Origin of the sequence: Lacrimispora sinapis (genome assembly GCF_043633585.1) — a bacterium.
Lineage (GTDB): Bacteria > Bacillota > Clostridia > Lachnospirales > Lachnospiraceae > Lacrimispora > Lacrimispora sinapis.
Genome location: NZ_CP141832.1, coordinates 3,062,951 through 3,085,437 on the forward strand (window position 1 = coordinate 3,062,951; position 22,487 = coordinate 3,085,437).

17 protein-coding genes, 7 tRNA genes and 3 rRNA genes are annotated in these 22,487 nt (G+C 46.2%); 2 read left to right on the plus strand and 25 right to left on the minus strand.

What is annotated here, in order from left to right:
• Positions 1 to 16: 16 nt before the first annotated feature.
• From VIG27_RS14395 to VIG27_RS14445, 11 genes are all read right to left on the minus strand, one after another.
• A tRNA-Ile gene (locus VIG27_RS14395) sits at positions 17 to 90 on the minus strand.
• Positions 91 to 127: 37 nt separating this feature from the next.
• Positions 128 to 200: transfer RNA gene (locus VIG27_RS14400), tRNA-Thr, on the minus strand.
• A 6-nt stretch (positions 201 to 206) separates the two neighbouring features.
• Positions 207 to 278 (minus strand) — tRNA-Glu (locus VIG27_RS14405).
• A 47-nt stretch (positions 279 to 325) separates the two neighbouring features.
• Positions 326 to 398, minus strand: a tRNA-Asn gene (locus tag VIG27_RS14410).
• Between the two features lie 92 nt (positions 399 to 490).
• Positions 491 to 3,382, minus strand: a 23S ribosomal RNA gene (locus VIG27_RS14415).
• A 328-nt stretch (positions 3,383 to 3,710) separates the two neighbouring features.
• A tRNA-Ala gene (locus tag VIG27_RS14420) sits at positions 3,711 to 3,783 on the minus strand.
• A 7-nt stretch (positions 3,784 to 3,790) separates the two neighbouring features.
• Positions 3,791 to 3,908, minus strand: a 5S ribosomal RNA gene (gene rrf / locus VIG27_RS14425).
• Positions 3,909 to 4,137: 229 nt separating this feature from the next.
• Positions 4,138 to 5,668: ribosomal RNA gene (locus VIG27_RS14430) — 16S ribosomal RNA — on the minus strand.
• The 16S, 23S and 5S rRNA genes sit together here with 7 tRNA genes alongside, the layout of an rRNA operon.
• A gap of 380 nt (positions 5,669 to 6,048) precedes the next feature.
• A tRNA-Ser gene (locus tag VIG27_RS14435) sits at positions 6,049 to 6,137 on the minus strand.
• Between the two features lie 43 nt (positions 6,138 to 6,180).
• A tRNA-Ser gene (locus VIG27_RS14440) sits at positions 6,181 to 6,266 on the minus strand.
• A 189-nt stretch (positions 6,267 to 6,455) separates the two neighbouring features.
• Positions 6,456 to 6,722: a hypothetical protein gene (locus VIG27_RS14445; RefSeq protein ID WP_394523214.1), complete on the minus strand. Its 267-nt coding sequence runs from the start codon at positions 6,720 to 6,722 to the stop codon at positions 6,456 to 6,458.
• A gap of 217 nt (positions 6,723 to 6,939) precedes the next feature.
• Between VIG27_RS14445 and VIG27_RS14450 the strand changes: the two genes are divergently transcribed.
• Positions 6,940 to 7,266, plus strand: coding sequence for a helix-turn-helix domain-containing protein (locus VIG27_RS14450; RefSeq protein ID WP_394523215.1), 327 nt, complete (start codon positions 6,940 to 6,942; stop codon positions 7,264 to 7,266).
• A gap of 28 nt (positions 7,267 to 7,294) precedes the next feature.
• Here VIG27_RS14450 and ispD read toward each other — a convergent pair whose 3' ends face one another.
• The 8 genes from ispD to VIG27_RS14490 all read right to left on the minus strand — a co-directional run bounded on the left by ispD (position 7,295) and on the right by VIG27_RS14490 (position 14,240).
• The gene (ispD, locus tag VIG27_RS14455; RefSeq protein WP_394527605.1) at positions 7,295 to 8,002 is read right to left on the minus strand and encodes a 2-C-methyl-D-erythritol 4-phosphate cytidylyltransferase; all 708 of its coding nucleotides are present in this window, start codon (positions 8,000 to 8,002) and stop codon (positions 7,295 to 7,297) included.
• A gap of 6 nt (positions 8,003 to 8,008) precedes the next feature.
• Positions 8,009 to 9,046, minus strand: a complete 1,038-nt coding sequence (gene tsaD, locus VIG27_RS14460; protein ID WP_394523216.1) for a tRNA (adenosine(37)-N6)-threonylcarbamoyltransferase complex transferase subunit TsaD — start codon at positions 9,044 to 9,046, stop codon at positions 8,009 to 8,011.
• A gap of 10 nt (positions 9,047 to 9,056) precedes the next feature.
• Complete coding sequence (locus VIG27_RS14465) at positions 9,057 to 9,968, minus strand: ribonuclease Z (RefSeq protein WP_394523217.1); 912 nt, start codon at positions 9,966 to 9,968, stop codon at positions 9,057 to 9,059.
• A gap of 88 nt (positions 9,969 to 10,056) precedes the next feature.
• Positions 10,057 to 10,299: a hypothetical protein gene (locus tag VIG27_RS14470; protein WP_394523218.1), complete on the minus strand. Its 243-nt coding sequence runs from the start codon at positions 10,297 to 10,299 to the stop codon at positions 10,057 to 10,059.
• A 143-nt stretch (positions 10,300 to 10,442) separates the two neighbouring features.
• Entirely contained in the window at positions 10,443 to 10,877 is a 435-nt protein-coding gene (gene rimI / locus VIG27_RS14475) for a ribosomal protein S18-alanine N-acetyltransferase (RefSeq protein ID WP_394523219.1), read from the minus strand.
• Positions 10,867 to 11,586, minus strand: a complete 720-nt coding sequence (gene tsaB, locus VIG27_RS14480) for a tRNA (adenosine(37)-N6)-threonylcarbamoyltransferase complex dimerization subunit type 1 TsaB (RefSeq protein WP_394523220.1) — start codon at positions 11,584 to 11,586, stop codon at positions 10,867 to 10,869. Before tsaB ends, rimI begins: the two co-directional genes overlap by 11 nt.
• A complete protein-coding gene (gene tsaE / locus VIG27_RS14485) occupies positions 11,587 to 12,012 on the minus strand; it encodes a tRNA (adenosine(37)-N6)-threonylcarbamoyltransferase complex ATPase subunit type 1 TsaE (RefSeq protein ID WP_394523221.1) in 426 nt (141 codons plus the stop codon).
• A gap of 86 nt (positions 12,013 to 12,098) precedes the next feature.
• A complete protein-coding gene (locus VIG27_RS14490) occupies positions 12,099 to 14,240 on the minus strand; it encodes a Tex family protein (protein ID WP_394523222.1) in 2,142 nt (713 codons plus the stop codon).
• A 168-nt stretch (positions 14,241 to 14,408) separates the two neighbouring features.
• Between VIG27_RS14490 and VIG27_RS14495 the strand changes: the two genes are divergently transcribed.
• Complete coding sequence (locus VIG27_RS14495) at positions 14,409 to 14,804, plus strand: sodium:solute symporter (RefSeq protein WP_394523223.1); 396 nt, start codon at positions 14,409 to 14,411, stop codon at positions 14,802 to 14,804.
• A gap of 3 nt (positions 14,805 to 14,807) precedes the next feature.
• Here the strand turns inward: VIG27_RS14495 and VIG27_RS14500 are convergent, their stop codons facing one another.
• The 6 genes from VIG27_RS14500 to secA all read right to left on the minus strand — a co-directional run bounded on the left by VIG27_RS14500 (position 14,808) and on the right by secA (position 21,972).
• Positions 14,808 to 15,155, minus strand: a complete 348-nt coding sequence (locus VIG27_RS14500) for a DUF2752 domain-containing protein (RefSeq protein WP_394523224.1) — start codon at positions 15,153 to 15,155, stop codon at positions 14,808 to 14,810.
• A gap of 13 nt (positions 15,156 to 15,168) precedes the next feature.
• Positions 15,169 to 16,377, minus strand: coding sequence for an aspartate kinase (locus VIG27_RS14505; RefSeq protein WP_394523225.1), 1,209 nt, complete (start codon positions 16,375 to 16,377; stop codon positions 15,169 to 15,171).
• A gap of 20 nt (positions 16,378 to 16,397) precedes the next feature.
• Complete coding sequence (locus VIG27_RS14510) at positions 16,398 to 17,612, minus strand: homoserine dehydrogenase (protein ID WP_394523226.1); 1,215 nt, start codon at positions 17,610 to 17,612, stop codon at positions 16,398 to 16,400.
• Positions 17,613 to 17,618: 6 nt separating this feature from the next.
• Positions 17,619 to 18,062: an ACT domain-containing protein gene (locus VIG27_RS14515; protein WP_394523227.1), complete on the minus strand. Its 444-nt coding sequence runs from the start codon at positions 18,060 to 18,062 to the stop codon at positions 17,619 to 17,621.
• Positions 18,063 to 18,176: 114 nt separating this feature from the next.
• Positions 18,177 to 19,311, minus strand: a protein-coding gene (prfB, locus tag VIG27_RS14520) for a peptide chain release factor 2 (protein ID WP_394523228.1) whose coding sequence is annotated in 2 segments (ribosomal slippage) — positions 18,177 to 19,235 and positions 19,237 to 19,311 — 1,134 coding nt in all. Because the reading frame shifts where the segments join, the coding sequence is not laid out codon by codon here.
• Between the two features lie 90 nt (positions 19,312 to 19,401).
• Positions 19,402 to 21,972 carry a preprotein translocase subunit SecA gene (gene secA / locus VIG27_RS14525; RefSeq protein ID WP_394523229.1) on the minus strand — a complete coding sequence of 857 codons (2,571 nt, stop codon included), beginning with the start codon at positions 21,970 to 21,972 and terminating at the stop codon, positions 19,402 to 19,404.
• Positions 21,973 to 22,487 lie beyond the last annotated feature (515 nt).

A 22,487-nucleotide genomic window follows, 5' to 3' on the forward strand; every position in this document is an offset into this window, starting at 1 on the left:
TTTAGTTCAGTGCTAGTGGACCTTCGGGGACTCGAACCCGGGACCGACCGGTTATGAGCCGGTTGCTCTAACCAACTGAGCTAAAGGTCCTAAAATATTAATTTAATACATATATTTGGTCTATGAAAGCCGATGATCGGACTCGAACCGATAACCTGCTGATTACAAATCAGCTGCTCTGCCAATTGAGCCACATCGGCATTCAATGACCCCAACGAGATTCGAACTCGTGTTACCGCCGTGAAAGGGCGATGTCTTAACCGCTTGACCATGGGGCCGTACTTTTGTTTCGTTATCCTCACAGCCTTCGCTTGAGTATCACGAACTCCCCGAGTAGGACTTGAACCTACGACCCAACGGTTAACAGCCGTTTGCTCTACCAACTGAGCTATCGAGGATTATTGCATTGCTGCAATTACTGAGGCATATACCCTCAAAACCACACATTGTCTTATATCTTTCATCCGTTCTTCCTCTTACCTAAACCAACCTGGTTAAGCCCTCGACCTATTAGTGACAGTCAGCTACACATGTTACCATGCTTCCACCTCTGCCCTATCTACCTCGTCGTCTTCAAGGGGTCTTACTCTTGCGATGGGATATCTCATCTTGAGGGGGGCTTCACGCTTAGATGCCTTCAGCGTTTATCCCTTCCCGACTTGGCTACTCTGCCATGGTCTTGATCACCAACAGATACACCAGAGGTCAGTCCATCCCGGTCCTCTCGTACTAAGGACAGCTCCTCTCAAATATCCTACGCCCACGCCGGATAGGGACCGAACTGTCTCACGACGTTCTGAACCCAGCTCGCGTACCGCTTTAATGGGCGAACAGCCCAACCCTTGGGACCTACTACAGCCCCAGGATGCGATGAGCCGACATCGAGGTGCCAAACCACTCCGTCGATGTGAACTCTTGGGAGTGATAAGCCTGTTATCCCCAGGGTAGCTTTTATCCGTTGAGCGATGGCAATCCCACTTTATACCACCGGATCACTAAGTCCTAGTTTCCTACCTGCTCCACCCGTCGGTGTCGCAGTCAAGCTCCCTTATGCCTTTGCACTCTTCGAATGGTTTCCGTCCATTCTGAGGGAACCTTTGAGCGCCTCCGATACTCTTTCGGAGGCGACCGCCCCAGTCAAACTCCCCGCCTGACATTGTCCCCCAGCCAGGTCATGGCTGCAGGTTAGAAACCCAGTATCGCAAGGGTGGTATCCCAACATCGGCTCCTCAAAGACTGGCGTCCTTGATTCTCTGCCTCCCACCTATCCTGTACATGCAATACCGAATCCCAGTATCAAACTAGAGTAAAGCTCCATGGGGTCTTTCCGTCCTGGCGCAGGTAACCAGCATCTTCACTGGTATTTCAATTTCACCGGGTGCATTGTTGAGACAGCGCTCAAATCATTACGCCTTTCGTGCGGGTCGGAACTTACCCGACAAGGAATTTCGCTACCTTAGGACCGTTATAGTTACGGCCGCCGTTTACTGGGGCTTAAATTCAGAGCTTCGCGTTTCCGCTAACCCCTCCTCGTAACCTTCCAGCACCGGGCAGGCGTCAGCCCATATACCTCACCTTTCGGTTTTGCATAGACCTGTGTTTTTGCTAAACAGTTGCTTGAGCCTATTCTCTGCGGCCTGATTTCTCAGGCACCCCTTATCCCGAAGTTACGGGGTCATTTTGCCGAGTTCCTTAACAATGCTTCTCCCGCCGGCCTTAGGATTCTCTCCTCATCCACCTGTGTCGGTTTACGGTACGGGCACATATTACACAATAGCGGCTTTTCTTGACAGCCCCTACAGAGACTTCCCTACTTTTGTTCGGTACGCGTCACACCTTCCTGTTGTTAAGCGGATTTGCCAGCTTAACCAGTCCAATGCTTGCCCCGGTCTTTTCATTCCCGGGTTCTCTCTCGGTTCTGTGTCCCCACAGTTCTGATAATATGCGGTACAGGAATTTCAACCTGTTGTCCATCGACTACGTCTTTCGACCTCGCCTTAGGCCCCGACTTACCCAGAGCAGATCAGCTTTACTCTGGAAACCTTAGATATTCGGCCTGGAAGATTCTCACTTCCATCTCGCTACTCATTCCGGCATTCTCTCTTCTTAACACTCCACATCTCCTTACGGTAATGCTTCGATGCATTAAGAATGCTCCTCTACCAATGTACATAAATGCACATTCCACAGCTTCGGTGTCGTGTTTTAGCCCCGGACATTTTCGGCGCAAGACCTCTCGACTAGTGAGCTATTACGCACTCTTTGAATGGGTGGCTGCTTCTAAGCCAACATCCTAGTTGTCTCTGAAATCTCACATCCTTTTCCACTTAACACGCACTTTGGGACCTTAGCTGGTGGTCTGGGCTCTTTCCCTTTTGACTGCCCAACTTATCTCGTGCAGTCTGACTCCCGTACATCATCTGACCGGCATTCGGAGTTTGATATTCTTTGGTAAGCTTTGACGCCCCCTAGGAAATTCAGTGCTCTACCTCCGGCAGACTAATACGAGGCTAGCCCTAAAGCTATTTCGAGGAGAACCAGCTATCTCCGGGTTCGATTGGAATTTCTCCCCTACCCACACCTCATCGCCACCCTTTTCAACGGATGTGCGTTCGGTCCTCCACCGCCTTTTACGGCAGCTTCAACCTGGACATGGGTAGATCACCCGGTTTCGGGTCTACCTTTACTGACTCAACGCCCTATTAAGACTTGGTTTCCCTTCGGCTCCACACCTTCAGTGCTTAACCTTGCCAGTAACGGTAACTCGCCGGACCGTTCTACAAAAAGTACGCGGTTCCACCTTTAACGTGGTTCCACAGCTTGTAAACACAGGGTTTCAGGTTCTTTTTCACTCCCCTCCCGGGGTCCTTTTCACCTTTCCTTCACAGTACTATGCGCTATCGGTCACTAAGGAGTATTTAGCCTTGGGGGGTGGTCCCCCCGAATTCCCACAAGGTTTCTCGTGTCTCGTGGTACTTTGGATCCTGCTCGCTGACTATTGCTTTCCCATACAAGGCTTTCACTTTCTATGGCCGGTCTTTCCAGGACCGTTCTGGTAACAAATCGTCTCACTTCCTGCAGTCCATAACCCCGCCATGCACGCATGACGGTTTAGGCTCCTTCCATTTCGCTCGCCGCTACTTTGGAAATCGAGTTTTCTTTCTTTTCCTCCGGGTACTTAGATGTTTCAGTTCCCCGGGTTCCCGACGTATGGCTATGGATTCACCATACGACAACTGAGGTTTGCTCAGCTGGGTTTCCCCATTCAGACATCTCCGGATCAAAGGATATTTGCTCCTCCCCGAAGCTTTTCGCAGCTTATCACGTCTTTCATCGGCTCTTAGTGCCAAGGCATCCACCCTGCGCTCTTATTAGCTTAACCAATTCGATGTTCACCTGCGGGTGCGGGCTACTTATCTAAGATACATAGCGTTGTATCTCTGGTCTTAGGTTTGTTCGTTTATCGTACGTCACGATAATTGAACGAGTTTTGTTTGGTTACATCGTTCGATGTAACACCTCGGATGTCTTGATATTGTCTTTTTGCAAAGACTTTATCTAGATATATTTCAATATGTGGTTTTCAAGGTACATACTAATGATTGTTCATTCAGCAAAACTCACTTTCGTTTGTTAAGCTTCCTGAACGGCCTCACACTCAATTCAGCCTTCGCCTTTCGGCTCGTCTTTATGAAGTGGCTTTCGGCCAATGGAGATGGAGAGATTCGAACTCTTGACCCCCTGCTTGCAAGGCAGGTGCTCTCCCAACTGAGCTACACCCCCATAAATAATCTGGCACCCACCTGCTCTCCCATGCCGTTTCCAGCATAGTACCATCGGCCGCTTAAGTCTTAACCATCGTGTTCGAGATGGGAACGGGTGTTTCCCCTAAGCGCATCGGCACCAGAAATTTCGTGTCTTACTAGTAATGTGTGCACGATTAGAAGTCAAAATGGGTGTTGTAAGCTTGCTTACATAATCACATTTTTATTTCTAATTGTATAAGCGGCACAGCCGCGACCGAGTGAGTTTACTCACGAGGTTACACATTACGTTTCTTGGTGTTTCCTTATTCAATTACTTCTTTGAAAACATAAGACTCAACAGTATATAAAACCCCTACTTTTTCTTCCTTAGAAAGGAGGTGATCCAGCCGCACCTTCCGATACGGCTACCTTGTTACGACTTCACCCCAGTTATCAGTCCCGCCTTCGGCAGCTCCCTCCTTACGGTTGGGTCACTGACTTCGGGCGTTACCAACTCCCATGGTGTGACGGGCGGTGTGTACAAGACCCGGGAACGTATTCACCGCAGCATTCTGATCTGCGATTACTAGCGATTCCAGCTTCATGTAGTCGAGTTGCAGACTACAATCCGAACTGAGACGTTATTTTTGGGATTTGCTCCAGATCACTCCTTTGCTTCCCTTTGTTTACGCCATTGTAGCACGTGTGTAGCCCAAATCATAAGGGGCATGATGATTTGACGTCATCCCCACCTTCCTCCAGGTTATCCCTGGCAGTCTCCCCAGAGTGCCCAGCCGTACTGCTGGCTACTAAGGATAAGGGTTGCGCTCGTTGCGGGACTTAACCCAACATCTCACGACACGAGCTGACGACAACCATGCACCACCTGTCTGGAATGCCCCGTAGGGAAGGCCCCGTTACGGACCGGTCATTCCGATGTCAAGACTTGGTAAGGTTCTTCGCGTTGCTTCGAATTAAACCACATGCTCCACCGCTTGTGCGGGTCCCCGTCAATTCCTTTGAGTTTCATTCTTGCGAACGTACTCCCCAGGTGGAATACTTATTGCGTTAGCGGCGGCACCGAAGAGCTTTGCTCCCCAACACCTAGTATTCATCGTTTACGGCGTGGACTACCAGGGTATCTAATCCTGTTTGCTCCCCACGCTTTCGAGCCTCAACGTCAGTTACAGTCCAGTAAGCCGCCTTCGCCACTGGTGTTCCTCCTAATATCTACGCATTTCACCGCTACACTAGGAATTCCACTTACCTCTCCTGCACTCTAGCAACACAGTTTCCAAAGCAGTCCCGGGGTTGAGCCCCGGGCTTTCACTCCAGACTTGCATCGCCGTCTACGCTCCCTTTACACCCAGTAAATCCGGATAACGCTTGCCCCCTACGTATTACCGCGGCTGCTGGCACGTAGTTAGCCGGGGCTTCTTAGTCAGGTACCGTCATTTTCTTCCCTGCTGATAGACCTTTACATACCGAAATACTTCTTCAGTCACGCGGCGTCGCTGGATCAGGGTTTCCCCCATTGTCCAATATTCCCCACTGCTGCCTCCCGTAGGAGTTTGGGCCGTGTCTCAGTCCCAATGTGGCCGGTCACCCTCTCAGGTCGGCTACTGATCGTCGGCTTGGTGAGCCGTTACCTCACCAACTACCTAATCAGACGCGGGTCCATCTCATACCACCGGAGTTTTTCACACCGTGCCATGCGGCACTGTGCGCTTATGCGGTATTAGCAGTCATTTCTAACTGTTATCCCCCTGTATGAGGCAGGTTACCCACGCGTTACTCACCCGTCCGCCGCTCAGTCAATCTTAATTCCACCCGAAGGCTTCCTTAAAATTGCTTCGCTCGACTTGCATGTGTTAAGCACGCCGCCAGCGTTCATCCTGAGCCAGGATCGAACTCTCAAATTTAAGCAAATAGTCTTTGAAAGCGGTCAGATATTTACCAGGAAGTCTGTTGGAAGCTCGCTTCCATAAGGACTTTCGGGTGAATAGCTGAACATTTGCGAAGCAAATGGTAGCGAATGAAGCAAAGCTTCATGAGCGTACCGCTTGGACCTGCCAGTTTGTTCAATCCACGGTCAAAATCAACTAACTAGCTAACTTATTTCCCGTTTTACTTGTTGTTTGGTTCGTATACAATTGCTTGTATTCGTTCTGAATTTCTCATTCAAAGCTGTTCAAACACAGCTTATTTATTAGAATTTTCAGGGTTTTACATACTGTTCAATCTTCTGTTTTCAAAGTGCTATGCATCTTAACGCGAAACTCTTGTTTCACCAAGATGCTGACGCAGAAGGAGGGATTTGAACCCTCGCGCCGCTATTAACGGCCTACTCCCTTTCCAGGGGAGCCCCTTCAGCCACTTGGGTACTTCTGCAGTAAGCTGATTCTATGTTTATATAGCGGCTAAAACCTGCCAACGGAGAGGGTGGGATTCGAACCCACGCGCCCTTGCGGACAAACGGTTTTCAAGACCGCCTCGTTATGACCACTTCGATACCTCTCCAAATGCGCTTTTACATTTTAATAGAAGTTTGTACTTTTGTCAAGCACTTTATTCTATTTTTTCCAAATCCCTTGGAGACCGTTGTTGCCTGTTTTTGTTGATGCCATCAGAAGCAACTTGGATAGTTTATCACTGTTTATTTGTTCTGTCAACATTTTTTTACATTTTTTTCAAATTATTTCTTTTTCCTTATAAATGCTCTAAAATACGTTGTTTTGCTTCCTCGGCTGTCTTAAACTTTTCTTCGGTCCCAACGATATAATAAACCGCATCTTCCCACGCCTTTACCGGATATTCAGCAGCCGGGATTTGAGCTACTGCAAAACGGCAGCGATCTTTAAATACACAGCCCCGCAAATCTGACAGGTACATACAACCGGACTCTGCAGCAATCCGGTCCAAAAGCCCAGCTTTCCTATCCTGGTCGTTCTTTCTCCTGTTTTCTCCAGTCTTCATCTACCGTACCTACTTCCCTTCTTCTCATCTGATGCAGCAGCTGATCATACTCAATAACCATGCAAACCTTATCCAGTAATTTTTAGCATGGTTATACATTAAATACTTTATATAACTAATAATATTGTAACGAATGCAACATGTCAAGTGATGGATTGCATTATTTACCACACATATTTCATTTAATGCAATACTATGGAATCAGGAGGAGTTGCCCATGTATATTGATTTTAATTTTTCAAAACGCCTCTCAGAGCTGAGAACTCAGAAAGGCGTATCCGCACGTGATATGAGCCTGTCTCTGGGACAGAACCCCACATATATTCACAAAATAGAAAATGGAATCGCTCTTCCTTCTATGATGGGTTTTTTCTATATATGCGAATATCTGAATATTGAGCCAGCCGATTTTTTCTCCCACAACGTAAACAGTCCGGCAAAATTAAAAGAACTGATGGAGGATGCACAGCATTTGAACCGTGAGCAGCTTGAACATCTGCATCTGATTGTAAAGGATCTTTTAAAATCAGGAGGGAAAAAATAAAAAGGAAGCTGCGCTTACAGCATTCCTTTTATTTTTTCCCATAAATTCTGTTTAACAATACTTCGGCTATCTCCATATCTTCTGGTGTGGTTACCTTTATATTGGTATAATCACCCCGGATCAGCTTTACTTTTTCCCGGGTCATGGTTTCTACTACCATTGCATCATCCGTTATCCCTTCCTGAAATGATTCCGATGACAGGAGCTTTTTATAAGCATTGAAAACAAGTTCATATTCAAACGCCTGGGGAGTCTGGATTTGCCATAAGCGGGTTCTGTCAGGTGTTATGTGGGCATATTCATTTTCGTCAGAGATCTTAATGGTATCCTTTACAGGCATACCAACCACGCAGGCTTTGTGTTTCATAGCTCCCTTTATAGCATCTTCGATGATTTCACCGGTGATACAGGGTCTTGCTCCATCATGAATCAGGACATAGTCACAGTCTGAGACTGCTTTAAGTCCTTCATAGACGGAATGGTACCGTTCTTTTCCGCCTTTGGTCACAGCTTTAACCTTGGAAAAACCAAACCGTTCGACGATCTCTTTTTGGCAGTAATCGGTTTCTCCGGGACCGGTTACCAGTATGATATCATCAATGGTGCTGGTTTCAAAGGCTTTTATTGCATAATACAGCATGGGCTTTCCAAGGAGTTCAAGATACTGTTTGTGTACCTGGCTTCCCATGCGCGTGCCTTTTCCTGCTGCCAGGATGACAGCGGCTGATCGTCCCATGAGCATCTACCTTTCCCCCAGCTTCAGGTTGGGAACAGCATTTAACTCCCAGCCCGCTCTGGCCCCGTTGATGTATTCGTAGTAGGCTGCTGTGCCGATCATAGCTGCATTATCGGTGCAGTAGATGGGAGATGGATAATAAAATGCCATGCCCTCTTTTTTGCAGGCGTGCTTCATCCCTTCCCGCAATGCGGAGTTGGAAGCAACACCTCCTGCAATGGCAATCTTTTTAAAGCCGTATTCTTTAGCTGCTTCTATGGTGTGGCTTACCAGTACATCCACAACCGCATTCTGAAAAGAGGCGGCCAAGTCCGGCACATCAATCTCTTCTCCAAGCATCCGGGCGTGATTGATATGGTTTAAAACTGCTGATTTTAATCCGCTGAAGCTGAAATCATAAATGCTCCCCTCCACCTTTGCCCTGGGGAACTTTATGGCGTGGGGATTCCCTTCTTTCGCGGCCTTGTCGATCTTTGGACCTCCTGGATAACCGAGACCAACGGCTCTTGCCACCTTGTCAAAGGCTTCTCCTGCCGCATCATCTCTGGTGCGTCCCAGTATCTCAAACTCCCCGTAATCTTTGACTATAACCAGATGCGTGTGGCCTCCGGAAACAATGAGACAAAGAAACGGCGGTTCCAGATCGGGATGTTCAATAAAATTAGCGGATACATGTCCCTCAATATGATGAACACCCACCAAAGGCTTTTTCGCCGCATAAGCAATGGCCTTTGCTTCTGCAACACCTACAAGAAGTGCTCCCACCAGTCCAGGACCGTAAGTGACACCTATGGCGTCAATGTCAGAAAGACTCTTTCCTGCTTCCAAAAGGGCGGCTTCTATTACCTGATTTATTTTTTCTATGTGTTTTCTTGAAGCGATTTCCGGAACGACACCTCCATATAACGTATGGAGAGCAATCTGAGAGGATATTACATTTGATAAAACCTCCCGTCCGTTCTTCACCACGGCTGCTGCCGTCTCATCACAGGAACTTTCAATTGCAAGTATATATACGTCTTCCTCTGTATGATTCTTCTTCATTTCCATTCTCTCATTCCTCATCAAATTCCAGCTCTGCTGTCCAGGCATCTCTGGCCGCTTTGGCTCTCGGAAATATCTCCCGGACTTTATCCATATATTCCTCTGGTCTGGTAAGTGAGGGGCTGTAATGAGTCAGCCACATCTGTTTGGGCTGAGCTTCTTTTGCCAGTTTGGCTGCTTCATAAAATGTCATATGCTTATATTCTCTGGCCTTCGCTTCTTTTCCGTCTTCTCCGTACATGCCTTCGCAGATAAAAAGATCCGCCTCCTTTGCATATTCCGCAATTACAGGAACCGGTCTTGTGTCCGTACAGTAGGTAACTTTAAGTCCACGTCTGGGCGGTCCTAAAACCATATCCGGAGTTAAAGTCCTCTCTCCGTCCTCAACCGTCTCCCCCTTTTGAAGGCGGTTCCAGAATTTCTGGGGTATCCCGGATTCCTTGGCCCGGTCTACATCAAAACGGCCTGTCCTTGGGATGGAAATGGAGTAGCCATAACAAACCACATTATGATTTACCCGGTAAGCATCGATCACATAGGGGCCGATGTTCCTCTGTTCCCGGTTTTCCGTAAGTTCTATAAACTTTAATTCAAAAGGAAGCTCCGGCGCAATGGTGCGCAGTGCTCCTACCACACGTTCCAGACCCTTGGGACCGATGAGAGTCAGGGGTTGTGTCCTTTCTGCATTGCCCATGGTCAAAAGAAGTCCCGGCAGTCCGCTGATATGATCCGCATGATAATGGGTAAAGCAAATAATATCTATAGGCTTGGGGCTCCAGCCTTTTTCCTTTAACGCAATCTGGGTTCCTTCTCCGCAGTCAATGAGAAGACTGCTTCCATCACACCTTGCCATCATGGCTGTGAGCCAGCGATATGGCAGAGGCATCATTCCTCCGGTTCCCAGCAAACATATATCCAACATAAAATTTCCTCACTTTTGCTTCAATCAATGAATGGCGGTCTTAAAACCGCCTCATAAAATCATAACACAAAGGAGAGGCAATTAGCAACTATAAATATTCTAGCTGATCTTCCACTTCCACTGGTATTTTAAATTCCATAACCATGGCATCATAACAGTTTTCACATAAATCAAAATGATGGATCTCCCCATCTTTCTCTGAAAAGAAGTCCCAGCCGTGATTGATACTTATCACTCCTTCTCTGGCAACGCCTTCTGACACAATAATTTTTTTGCCGCAACAGTTACAAACAACTGTTTCAAGCTGACCGCCATTTTTGTACTTTCTCATCTTACTCTCACCTTTCCTTTTTCGCACTTTCCAGATCCGCCCTGATTTTATACCGTTTAAACGCAAGATAGAAAAAAGGGCATCCTAACTGGATACCCCTACATTATAAACGGTGTTTTCCCTTATTTTTAGTGGTAAATGTTTCATATCCTGCTGCACCACATAATTACGGCGTTTTCACATGGATTCTGGTAGTAATTTTTCCGGACGCTCTCTTCGGAAAAACCATAGGATTTATAAAGGTTTCTGGCGATTTTATTGCTTTCCCGGACTTCCAAAAACATGGTTTTTACAGACTTTTTTCTGGAATATTCCACCACCTGGTCCATAAGTTTCTTCGCAAGTCCCCTCCCCCGGAAACCAGGTAAAAGGGCGATTCGGAGAAGTTCTCCTTCTCCGGCTATGATACGGAAAACACAGTATCCAACTATTTTCTCATCCACTGGGAGAACAAGCCAGGTATCCAGGCTGCTGTTTACCCCTTCTTTTATGGAATCCAAAGACCATGGGTCTGTAAAACAGAGTTCTTCTGCCTTTGATACCAACAGGACATCTTCCGCCCTCATCTCACGAACCATGGAGTTCTCCTTTTGCTTCCTGTTCTTCCCGTTCCCGCTCTGCCTGCGGTTTTCTTAAATAATCGGGGGCATGCTCCGCAGCTTCCACAATTCTGCCGTCTTCATAGTACAGACTTCCAAGCGCCGCAACGGCAGCACCTCTCTGCCGGTTTAAATGGGCAGGGGCGAAGGAAAATGGAACCGTCATCAATTCTTCTATCTGTTTTTTGTATACAGGTACTCCGTCGCCCAGGAATATCACGGTTTCTCCTGTTTGATTTAACTCCCTGATCAAATCTTTCACGTCCATGGCACAGGATTCTTTTATTACGGAAAATCCATCTCTGTTATCATAGATTCCGGTATAGACCTGATCTCTTCTGGCATCCATAATGGGGCAGACAATGCTGGTACAGCCGTAAAGATTATAGGCCATGGCATCTACTGTGGGTACGGAGACCAGGGGCTTATGAAGAGCAAGCCCCAGGCCTTTTCCAGTGGCAGAGCCGATTCTCAGCCCGGTAAATGAACCAGGGCCTGCCGAAACAGCAATGGCATCAATGGTATCCAAATCAAAATCTACCATAGTAACGATCTCATCAAGCATGGGAAGGAGAGTCTGGGAATGGGTCTTCTTAAAATTAACGGTGTATTCGGCTGTCACCACCTGATCCGTCACAATGGCTACGGAAGCTACCAGAGACGAACTTTCGATTCCAAGTATGTTCATTTATATTCCCTCCACGGTTATTTTTCTATAATCAAACCCTTTTTCCAGATCTTTTTCTATGGTTACGGAGATAACAGAATCGGGAAGTATTTCTTTAACCAGTTCCGACCATTCAATCAGAGTGACTCCGTCGCCATAAAAGCAGTCTTCGTAACCAATCTCCTCCATCTCGCTCACATCTCCGATCCGGTACACATCAAAATGATATAACGGCAGACGCCCGTCATCATACTGCTGGACAATCGTAAAGGTGGGACTGTTTACCGCTTCTTTTATACCAAGACCAGATGCAAAGCCCTGAGTAAAAACGGTTTTTCCCACTCCAAGATCTCCGTTTAAGCAGTATACCGAAGAAGACACTGCTTCTTGTCCCAGTTTCTTTCCCAGTTCAAAGGTATCTTCTGGTTTCCAGCTTTCTATTACCATAATCTATTTCCTCTTTCGCCTCTTAAAAGGCAATTTATTTATGATCCGCGCACAATAACGGTTGTATGCCGTTTGAAGTGAGCTGTTTAAAATTTCATGGTAAGTGCAATTCGCTTTTTGGGCACATCCACACTTATGACCTTTACTTCAACAATGTCTCCCACACTCACCGCTTCCAGAGGGTGTTTGATGAATTTATCTGATATCTGGGAAATATGGACAAGGCCGTCCTGATGGACCCCAATATCTACAAATGCTCCGAAATCAATGACATTCCTCACCGTTCCCTTTAATACCATGCCTGGCTGCAAGTCCTTCATATCCATCACATCCGTCCGGAGTATGGGCTTTGGCATCTCATCGCGTGGGTCCCTTGCCGGCTTTTCCAGTTCATTTACGATATCCTGAAGGGTGATCTCACCAATTTCCAGCTCGGCCGCAAGGGACTTGTAGTCGACGATTTTTTTGCTTATCCCACTCAAACCTCCGTGTCTTAACTGTTCCGGCTCATAGCCAAGTTTTTTGAGAAGTTTTTTTGCGGCTTCGTAGGATTCGGGATGAACGCTGGTTCCGTCTAACGGGTTTTTCCCGCCCTGGATTCTCATAAAGCCTGCGCACTGCTCATATGCCTTGGGACCCAGCTTTTGGACTTTAAGTAGCTGGCTTCTGCTTAAAAAGGCTCCGTTCTCTTCCCGGTACGCTACAATATTTTTTGCAATTGGCTTTGAGATACCGGATATGTATTCCAAAAGAGAAGCAGATGCCGTGTTCAAATCCACACCCACCTTATTCACGCAGTCTTCCACGACTCCCTGCAGGGCTTCGCTCAAATGTTTTTGATTCATGTCGTGCTGGTACTGGCCCACGCCAATGGATTTTGGATCAATCTTAACCAGCTCGGCAAGAGGGTCCTGAAGTCTGCGGGCAATGGAGACCGCACTTCTCTGTCCCACATCGAAATTGGGGAATTCTTCTGTGGCAAGTTTGCTGGCGGAATACACAGAGGCACCTGCTTCATTGACAATGATATACTGAACCTGCTGGGGAATCTCTTTTAACAGTTCTACGATTATTGCTTCGGATTCTCTGGAAGCGGTTCCATTCCCTACGGAAATCAAAGATATGTTATATTTTTTTATCAGCTTCTTTAAGACAGCTTTTGCTTCCTCTACTTTATTCTGGGGCGCTGTGGGGAAAATCACAACGGTATCAAGTACTTTTCCGGTCTCATCCACCACTGCCAGTTTGCAGCCGGTCCGAAAGGCCGGGTCCCAGCCCAGGACGACCCGCCCGACGATGGGAGGCTGCATCAAGAGCTGTTCCAGGTTTTTACCAAATACCTTGATGGCACCTTCTTCTGCTTTTTCCGTCAATTCGTTCCTCACTTCACGCTCTATGGCAGGTGCAATCAGGCGGTTATAGCTGTCCGCAATCACTTCCTGCAGCACTTTTGAGGTATGGGGGTTGTCCCTGACAATGACCTGTTTTTCCAGATACCGGATCATCTGCTCCACCGGAGCCGCAATCTTTACCGTCAGCAGCTTTTCTTTTTCTCCCCGGTTAATGGCCAAAATTCTGTGGCCTGCCGTCTTTTTTAATGGTTCTTCGTAATTGTAATACATCTCATAGACAGATTCTGCCTCTTCATCCTTTGCGGTTGACTGTAAGCTGCCCTGGCTGAATATGGCATTGCGGATATAGGTCCGATATTCCGCATTGTCGGAAATCCGTTCTGCCAGAATATCCTTTGCTCCGTCTATGGCCTCCTCCGGGGATGAAACTCCTTTTTCCTCGGATACGTACCGGGCTGCCTCTTCTAAAAGGGAAGTCTGAATCATCTGAAGAAGGATCAAATCAGCAAGCGGCTCCAATCCTTTTTCCTTTGCAATGGTGGCTCTGGTCCTTCTCTTTGGTTTATAAGGACGGTATAAATCTTCTACTGCCACCAGAGTCTTTGCAGCCAGAATCTTTTGCTCCAGCTCTTCGGTCAGCTTTTCCTGTTCCCGTATGGATGAGATGACCTGTTCTTTTCGTTCTTCCAAGTTTCTAAGATAGCGAAGCCGCTCATCCAGATTCCGGAGCACCTCATCGTTTAAGGAGCCGGTAACTTCCTTCCGGTATCTGGCAATAAACGGAATGGTATTTCCTTCATCGATCAGCTTTACAGCCGCCTCAACCTGATTCCGTCCAATGGAAAGTTCTTCCTGCAATGCTTTTATTATATCCATGCTGTACCCCTTGCTTCTTATTAGTTCATTTAATTTAATTATTATAATTCATCAGACTTTGGTTTGCAAGACCCGTCTGGACATACAGCCCGTTTCGTGCTACAATCATACAATGCGAGAGAACGCGCTCTTTGCTTTTTAAAATTCGCAAACGAGGTACAAATACAAATGGAAAATCATAACAAAAGCAATAACGGAATGATGCCCCAGCTTCCTCCGGCAGGTTCCTTTCTGGCCTATTGGTCTGTTTTCCTCGGCGGTCTTGGCCTGGTGACCGACTGCCTTCCTTTATTCACCATCTGGAATCTTCCCGCCGGATTGTTCTTGGGTCTGGGCGGTATCGCATGCGCAGTGCTTTCCAAACATGGGAAGCCAATGACACAACAGGCTCAGCTTGGTCTCATTCTGTCTGTCATATCTCTTATCTGCGGACTGCTTATGACACTTTTAATTATCTTTGTCTACGATGCCATGGATAACAACACTCCCTTTGGACAGTATTTCAGGGACGCCATCGAATCCACCACTCAGGCACTTATGCCATCCCGCGGATTAGGAGAATAAGATTTATTTCATAAGAGGAAGCAGGTCCACTCCCTTTATCACCAGCATATAATTCTTGAAGATCCAGTTGATCACTACAATTGCAGCTCCTGTCAGGATAAAAAAGCGGACTCTTTTGTTGTGGTCCATGGGTCGCTTGAACCGTCTGGATAGAAACCTTAGGAATAGTTCCAGAAGAATCACAAAAATAGTATAAAGGACCAGCGGATGATACTGAAAACTCATCCGCAGGTCCCCCCGTAATAAGGAGCGGACTGCCCTTGTTCCCCCGCATCCCGGACAGTAAAGTCCGGTCAGGGTATTGAACACGCAGGGAAGTCCCAAACCTAATAATTTCTTTAACCAATCCATTTCATTCCCCTGTCTAGTCTGCCAGATCAAAGACATCATGCACCGATCTCATGGAACGTTCCACATCTGCTTCATCAATCAAAACTGTTATCCGAATCTCAGAAGTTGCAATCATCTTAATGTTCACATTGGCGTTTGAAAGCGCTTCAAACATCTTGGCCGCCACGCCCGGATTGCTTGACATTCCGGCTCCAATGATAGAAATCTTGGCTACCCCTTCTTCACTGGTCACATCATGTGCCGAAAGAAGCTCTTTATTTTCTCCGAGCAGATCCAGAGTTTCCTTTAAATCCGTTTTTGCCACCGTAAAAGAGATATCTTTTCTTTCTTCCCTTCCGATGGACTGTATGATAATATCCACATTGATGTTGTGCTTTGCCAGAAGGTTAAAGATCTTAAAAGCAATTCCTGGCATATTCCTGACCCCGATGACGGATATTCGGGCTACATTTTTATCTGCGGCAACTCCGCTGACCAGCATTCTCTCCATTTTCGCTTCCTCCTTGACAATCGTACCTTCTTCCCTTGTCAGACTTGACCGGACAACCAACTGTACTCCGTAACGCTTTGCCATTTCCACAGACCTGTTGTGGAGGACCTTTGCTCCCAGGGATGCAAATTCCAGCATTTCGTCATAAGAAACTTCAGGAAGCTTTCTGGCGTTTGACACCACCCGGGGATCTGCTGTGTATACACCATCCACATCCGTATAGATCTCACATGCATCTGCATGGAGGGCTGCCGCAAGAGCGACCGCAGTTGTGTCAGAGCCGCCCCGTCCAAGGGTGGTTAAATCATCGAATTTATTGATTCCCTGGAAACCTGTGATTACGACAATCTTCCTGGCATCCAGTTCATGACGGATACGTTCCGTATCAATCCGCTTTAATTTGGCTGTGCCGTAAGCAGAGGTGGTATGCATGGCTACCTGCGCCGCATTCAAGGAAACAGCCGGAACCCCAAGTGCATCAAAAGCCATGGACATAAGGGCTACACTGACCTGTTCTCCGGTTGCAAGAAGCATATCCAGTTCTCTCTTCGGCGGATTGGGATTCACCTCATGGGCTTTGGCTATGAGACCATCTGTGGTCTTTCCCATAGCGGATAAAACGACTACCACCTGATTGCCTTTTTCATACTCTTCGATACAGCGTTTTGCTACATTGAAAATTCTTTCTTTGTCTGCGACGGAGCTACCGCCAAATTTTTTTACTACTAACATCGCTGCCTCCTGGCGAAAGTTTAAAATTCTGCGCGGATGCGCTGTCTGATTCCTGACAGCTCTTTCGCTTTTCTGTCGTATTCTTCTTCTGTCATCACTTCGGTTAAGAATGCAAACTCATCCATATGATCCAGTTCAATCCCCTCTACCTTACCGAACACTTCTTCCACTTCTTTCATACGCTTTGCGGCGATTCCCTTGATTCTTACAAAGTAGCGGAAGGACATGCTCTCCATGGATGAGATGGCAAGACCTTGATCATCCCAGCCAAAATCCACATGCTGGTCTTCATTTTTAAGGGCTTCAATGATGTCTGCAATAACTGCACTGGCAGTAGGAAGCTTTCCTGCTCCGCTGCCGTAAAACATGGAAGTGCCAAGCATGTTTCCTTTTACTAAAATGCCGTTATAGACATCACTTACAGAATACAGCGGATGGTCCCTGCCGATCATGACCGGAGCAACAAACGCATGGGCAGCTCCCTTTTCCATACGGCTGGAGCCTAACAGCTTAATGGAAGTCCCAAGACTTTCGGCATAGGCAAAATCCACATCCGTTATTTTTGTTATCCCTTCTGTATAAATATGCTCGAAATTCACTTCGTGTCCCGAAGCCATGGCTGTCAGGATGGCAATTTTTCTGCAGGTATCATGTCCCTCCACATCTGCTTCGGGATTTCTCTCGGCATATCCTAAATCCTGGGCTTCCCGTAAAGCTGTTTCAAAGGTTTCTCCTGCTTTTTCCATTTTGGTCAATATGTAGTTGGTCGTTCCGTTTAGGATGCCGGTGATTTCCTCGATTTCCTCCCCTGCCAGACACGTATAAAGAGGGCGAATGACAGGAATACCGCCGCCTACACTGGCTTCAAACAGGAAATTCACATTATGTTCTTTTGCAATCTTTAGAAGTTCAGTTCCGTATGCGGCAACCAGCGCTTTATTGGAGGTAGCTACGTGCTTTCCCGCTTCCAGACATGCTTTTACAAATGGGTAAGCGGGTTTTAGTCCTCCCATAGTCTCTATCACCATAGTTACTTCCGGATCTTTTACAATGATGGAAAAATCATGAACGATTTTATCCTCCACCGTTGTACCTGGAAATTCTCTTAAATCCAGGACATACTTCACAGAGACCGTATCTCCTACTTTTCTTGCTATGGTTTCTTTATTTCTCTCTAATATCTCTACTACACCAGAACCGATGGTACCATAGCCCATAACTGCAACATTCTTCATCTCTCTCTACTCCCTGGCTAAAATTTTTACGTAGTGGACCCCATTCTTTACTTCCATGTCCTCAACCATTTTGGATACGTTCCCGGTGGTTTCAAGAACCTCCACACTCAGTGTCAAAGTGGCTACACCATTGACTGGAATACTCTGGTGTATGGTAAGGATATTGGCGCGGTATACCGCCACAATGTGAAGAAGATCAGACAGCAAACCTGGTTCGTCGTCCATCTGCATCACAAGGGTAATGGTTTTTCCTTTCGTATTATCATAAAACGGAAAGATATCATCCTTGTACTTATAAAAAGAGCTGCGGCTGATCCCGACTCTGTCAGTCGCCTCCTGAACGGTGATGACACGCTCCGATTCCAACAGTTTTTTTGCCTCAACAACCTTTAGCAATACTTCAGGTACAGCTTTCTGCTTTACCACAAAATATTTACTTTTTTCTTCCATAAAAAAATATCTTCCCTTCTGTGTCCGCAACAGAAAAACATCTGTGCTCATAGGGAAGATATTAACATATTTACGATGGGTATGCAACTATTTTTCTATTTATTTTCTTTATTTCTATTCGGACTGGTCCTCACTTACCTTTGCTCCGGTGCTTAACCAGCGCAGATAGGCATACATAAACTGGTCCAGAGCCCCGTCCAAAACACTGTTGACATTGCCGGTTTCCGCATTGGTTCTGTGGTCCTTGACCATGGTGTAAGGCTGTAAAACATAGGAACGGATCTGGTTGCCCCAGCCGATTTCCGTCACATCGCCTCGGATGCCGGAAAGCTTTTCTGCATTCTCCTGCTGCTTTAATAAATAGAGCTTTGCTTTTAACATCTGCATGGCCTTATCTTTATTCTGGAACTGGGAGCGTTCATTCTGGCACTGCACCACGATTCCCGTAGGAAGATGGGTAATACGGATGGCGGAAGAAGTTTTGTTGATATGCTGTCCGCCGGCTCCGCTGGAACGATAGGTGTCAATCCTTAAATCCTCTTCATTGATCTCCACATCAAGATCCTCTTCAATATCCGGCATCACATCACAGGAAACAAAAGAAGTCTGCCGCTTGCCCGCAGCATTAAAAGGAGAGATGCGCACCAGACGATGAACTCCTTTTTCTGATTTTAAATAGCCGTAAGCATTGATGCCGTTTACCTGAATGGTAACAGACTTGATGCCGGCCTCATCTCCGTCAAGGTAATCCAGCACCTCGGTCTGAAAGCCCTTTTTCTCTGCCCAACGGCAGAACATACGGTAAAGCATACTGCACCAGTCACAGGATTCGGTTCCGCCTGCACCTGCATTCAATTTTAAAATGGCATTGTGGCTGTCGTATTCTCCAGACAAAAGAGTGCTTATGCGCATGGCTTCCAGTTTTTCCTTAAACTCCGTCAGCATTTCTTCCACTTCCGGAATCAGGGATGGATCATTCTCTTCATTGCCCATCTCGATCATCACACCAATGTCTTCGTATTGCTGTTCCAGGTCTTTATATCCCTGGACGGTATCTTTTAAATTCTTGGCAAGCTGGACGACCTTGGTGGATTTCTCCGGGTCCTCCCAGAAGCCCGGTTCTTCCATGGACTTGTCTAACTCAGCGATCCTCTTTAACTTATTATCTAAGTCAAAGTGAATCCCTCACTTCCACTAATGGTTTTTGAAACGTCGATAATTCATATTTGTACTGATCTAACTCTACCACTGTGTCACCCACTTTCTGATTATATTATTTATAAATACAAAATTGGGGCCCGCCCCTTTTGCAGGTGCGAACTCCAATTTTATAAAAATACTATACTAATTTACGTCCGCAGCACTGTTTGTACTTTTTACCGGAACCGCATGGACATGGATCATTGGGATAAACCTTTGCCTCCATCTTTTTCACAGGCGCTTTGGGCCCGCTTTCGTCCTTATTGGTTCCTGTCACCTTGGCAGCAGGTTCTCTTTCCACCTTTTGCTCGACCTTGATATGGAACAGGACTCTTACGGTTTCCTCACGGATCGCCGCAGTCATCTCTTCAAACATCTGATAGCCATTCATCTTATATTCCACCAGCGGGTCTCTCTGGCCGTAAGCCTGAAGACCGATTCCCTGGCGCAGCTGGTCCATATCATCAATATGGGACATCCATTTATTATCAATAATCTTTAACAGAATCACACGCTCGATCTCACGGATCTGCTCTGCCTCCGGGAACTCCGCTTCTTTGGATTCGTAAAGCTTGATGGCCTCTTCCTTCAGTCTGTGCTTCAGTTCGTTCTTTTTAATCTTTTTATCTTCCGGAATTGTAATAGGATTTAACGGAATGATGGGAAGAAGGAGGGTATTCAGTTCATTCAAATCCCATTCTTCCGGTGCCTGATCATCACTGACACAAAGATCGACTGCATTCTCCACAATATCAGTTACCATCTTTAAGATGACTTCACGCATATTGTCTCCATCCAGCACTTTTCTTCTCTCCGCATAAATGACTTCACGCTGGTCGTTCATAACCTCATCATATTTTAAGAGGTTTTCTCGAATTCCGTAGTTGTTTGTCTCGATCTTCATCTGTGCCTTTTCGATGGCATTGGACAGCATCTTGTGCTCGATCTCTTCGCCTTCCGGTACACCTAATGCATTGAACATGGTCACCAGACGCTCGGAACCGAAGAGACGCATCAAATCGTCTTCCAGAGAGATATAGAATCTGGATTCACCAGGATCGCCCTGTCGTCCGGCACGGCCGCGGAGCTGGTTGTCAATACGGCGGGATTCATGACGCTCGGTACCGATGATCTTTAAACCACCTGCTGCCTTAGCTTCATCGTCAAGCTTGATATCGGTACCACGGCCTGCCATGTTGGTTGCGATGGTAACCGCTTTGTGGACACCGGCATCGGCTACGATTTCCGCTTCCAGTTCATGATATTTTGCATTCAGGACTTTATGAGGAATCCCGCGGCGTTTTAACATTCCGCTGAGCATCTCAGAAGTCTCGATGGTAATCGTACCAACTAAAACCGGCTGCCCTTTTTTGTAAGCCTCTTCGACTTCCCTGCAGACTGCCTCAAACTTCTCTTTCTTGGTCTTATATACCGCATCTTCCCGGTCAATACGGGCAATGGGGCGGTTGGTCGGAATGGAAATTGCATCCATACCGTAGGTATTACGGAATTCCTTTTCCTCTGTAAGAGCGGTACCGGTCATACCTGATTTCTTCTTATACTTATTAAAGAAGTTCTGGAACGTAATTGTTGCAAGCGTCTTACTCTCTCTGCGGACATTTACATGTTCCTTGGCTTCGATCGCCTGATGAAGTCCGTCGGAATAACGTCTTCCTGGCATAATACGTCCGGTAAATTCATCTACAATCAATACTTCATCGTCTTTTACCACATAATCCTTGTCTCTGAACATAAGATTATTGGCACGAAGAGCCAGGATGATGTTATGCTGAATCTCCAGGTTCTCCGGATCGGATAAGTTCTCAATATGGAAGAACTCCTCCACCTTTCGTATTCCCTGCTCGGTTAAATTTACAACTTTATCCTTTTCATCCACAATGAAATCACCGGTTTCAATGATCTCTTCTCCCATGATGGCAGACATCTTGGTGAATTCCCCGGAGGTCTCTCCGCGTTCCAGCTGACGGGCAAGAATATCACAAACTTCATATAACTTTGTGGATTTGCCGCTCTGGCCAGAAATAATAAGAGGTGTTCTGGCTTCATCAATCAGCACAGAGTCTACCTCATCAATAATGCAGTAATCTAAATCTCTTAAAACCATCTGTTCTTTATAGATGGCCATATTATCTCTTAAATAATCAAAACCGAGCTCATTATTGGTCACATAAGTGATATCACAGTTATAAGCCTCCCGTCTTTCGTCGGAATTCATGGAGTTTAGAACTACGCCTACGGTGAGTCCTAAAAATTCATGAACTCGTCCCATCCACTCCGCATCACGCTTTGCCAGGTAATCGTTGACCGTAACGATCTGGACACCATTGCCTGCAAGTGCGTTTAAATATGCCGGACAGGTAGAAACCAGGGTCTTACCTTCACCAGTCTTCATCTCTGCAATACGTCCCTGATGAAGAACGATTCCGCCGATCAGCTGTACACGGAAATGTTCCATATTAAGAACTCTTCGTGCGGCCTCTCTCATGGTGGCAAAAGCTTCCGGCAATATATCATCAAGAGTCTCGCCTGCTGCCAGCCTCTCTTTAAAAAGCTTTGTATTATTTCTCAGTTCTTCATCCGTAAGGGCAACCATAGCCGGACGAAGAGCTTCTATCTTATCCACAATGGGATTGATCAATTTCAATTCTCTTTCACTATGAGTTCCAAATATTTTTTGAACGAGGTTCATGTTTCATTCTCCTACTCTTCTTAACTATATACACGGTACAATCTTGTATATTGTAGCACTAACTCCTCTTTAATTCAATGAATTCATAAAAAATTAACATTCTGGTAATAATAAGACCATATCCTGCCAGCCCTTCCCTTTTATTCCACGGCAAACGGCGGCAAAACAGAAAATTATTATGGTCAACCTGACACATTGCACAAAAAACATGTTCGATTCTTCGCTTTTCCACATTATCCACATTTCATTGTGTATTTCAACCCCATTTTTATCCCCACCATTTCCTCCCATAAATATTGAAAAAAACAGTTATACACCGAGTTATCCACATTATCCACATTTTTTCTCCACATATTCCCAGAATTCCCGATCTGTTTCCAAACCTTGAAATTTTTGTGTACTTGTCATAAAATTTACTTTTTCGACGGAAAATAACATTTTTTCCTTGACCTTTTTTTATCCCCATCTATAGTTTTTCAATAAATAGATAAAATATAAGTAGATACATTTCACAA

Bases quoted from the DNA above. Each gene is read 5' to 3' on its own strand.
- VIG27_RS14445 (WP_394523214.1), bottom strand. From the start codon at position 6,722: ATGAAGACTGGAGAAAACAGGAGAAAGAACGACCAGGATAGGAAAGCT.
- VIG27_RS14450 (WP_394523215.1), top strand. From the start codon at position 6,940: ATGTATATTGATTTTAATTTTTCAAAACGCCTCTCAGAGCTGAGAACT.
- ispD (WP_394527605.1), bottom strand. From the start codon at position 8,002: ATGGGACGATCAGCCGCTGTCATCCTGGCAGCAGGAAAAGGCACGCGC.
- tsaD (WP_394523216.1), bottom strand. From the start codon at position 9,046: ATGAAGAAGAATCATACAGAGGAAGACGTATATATACTTGCAATTGAA.
- VIG27_RS14465 (WP_394523217.1), bottom strand. From the start codon at position 9,968: ATGTTGGATATATGTTTGCTGGGAACCGGAGGAATGATGCCTCTGCCA.
- VIG27_RS14470 (WP_394523218.1), bottom strand. From the start codon at position 10,299: ATGAGAAAGTACAAAAATGGCGGTCAGCTTGAAACAGTTGTTTGTAAC.
- rimI (WP_394523219.1), bottom strand. From the start codon at position 10,877: ATGGTTCGTGAGATGAGGGCGGAAGATGTCCTGTTGGTATCAAAGGCA.
- tsaB (WP_394523220.1), bottom strand. From the start codon at position 11,586: ATGAACATACTTGGAATCGAAAGTTCGTCTCTGGTAGCTTCCGTAGCC.
- tsaE (WP_394523221.1), bottom strand. From the start codon at position 12,012: ATGGTAATAGAAAGCTGGAAACCAGAAGATACCTTTGAACTGGGAAAG.
- VIG27_RS14490 (WP_394523222.1), bottom strand. From the start codon at position 14,240: ATGGATATAATAAAAGCATTGCAGGAAGAACTTTCCATTGGACGGAAT.
- VIG27_RS14495 (WP_394523223.1), top strand. From the start codon at position 14,409: ATGGAAAATCATAACAAAAGCAATAACGGAATGATGCCCCAGCTTCCT.
- VIG27_RS14500 (WP_394523224.1), bottom strand. From the start codon at position 15,155: ATGGATTGGTTAAAGAAATTATTAGGTTTGGGACTTCCCTGCGTGTTC.
- VIG27_RS14505 (WP_394523225.1), bottom strand. From the start codon at position 16,377: ATGTTAGTAGTAAAAAAATTTGGCGGTAGCTCCGTCGCAGACAAAGAA.
- VIG27_RS14510 (WP_394523226.1), bottom strand. From the start codon at position 17,612: ATGAAGAATGTTGCAGTTATGGGCTATGGTACCATCGGTTCTGGTGTA.
- VIG27_RS14515 (WP_394523227.1), bottom strand. From the start codon at position 18,062: ATGGAAGAAAAAAGTAAATATTTTGTGGTAAAGCAGAAAGCTGTACCT.
- secA (WP_394523229.1), bottom strand. From the start codon at position 21,972: ATGAACCTCGTTCAAAAAATATTTGGAACTCATAGTGAAAGAGAATTG.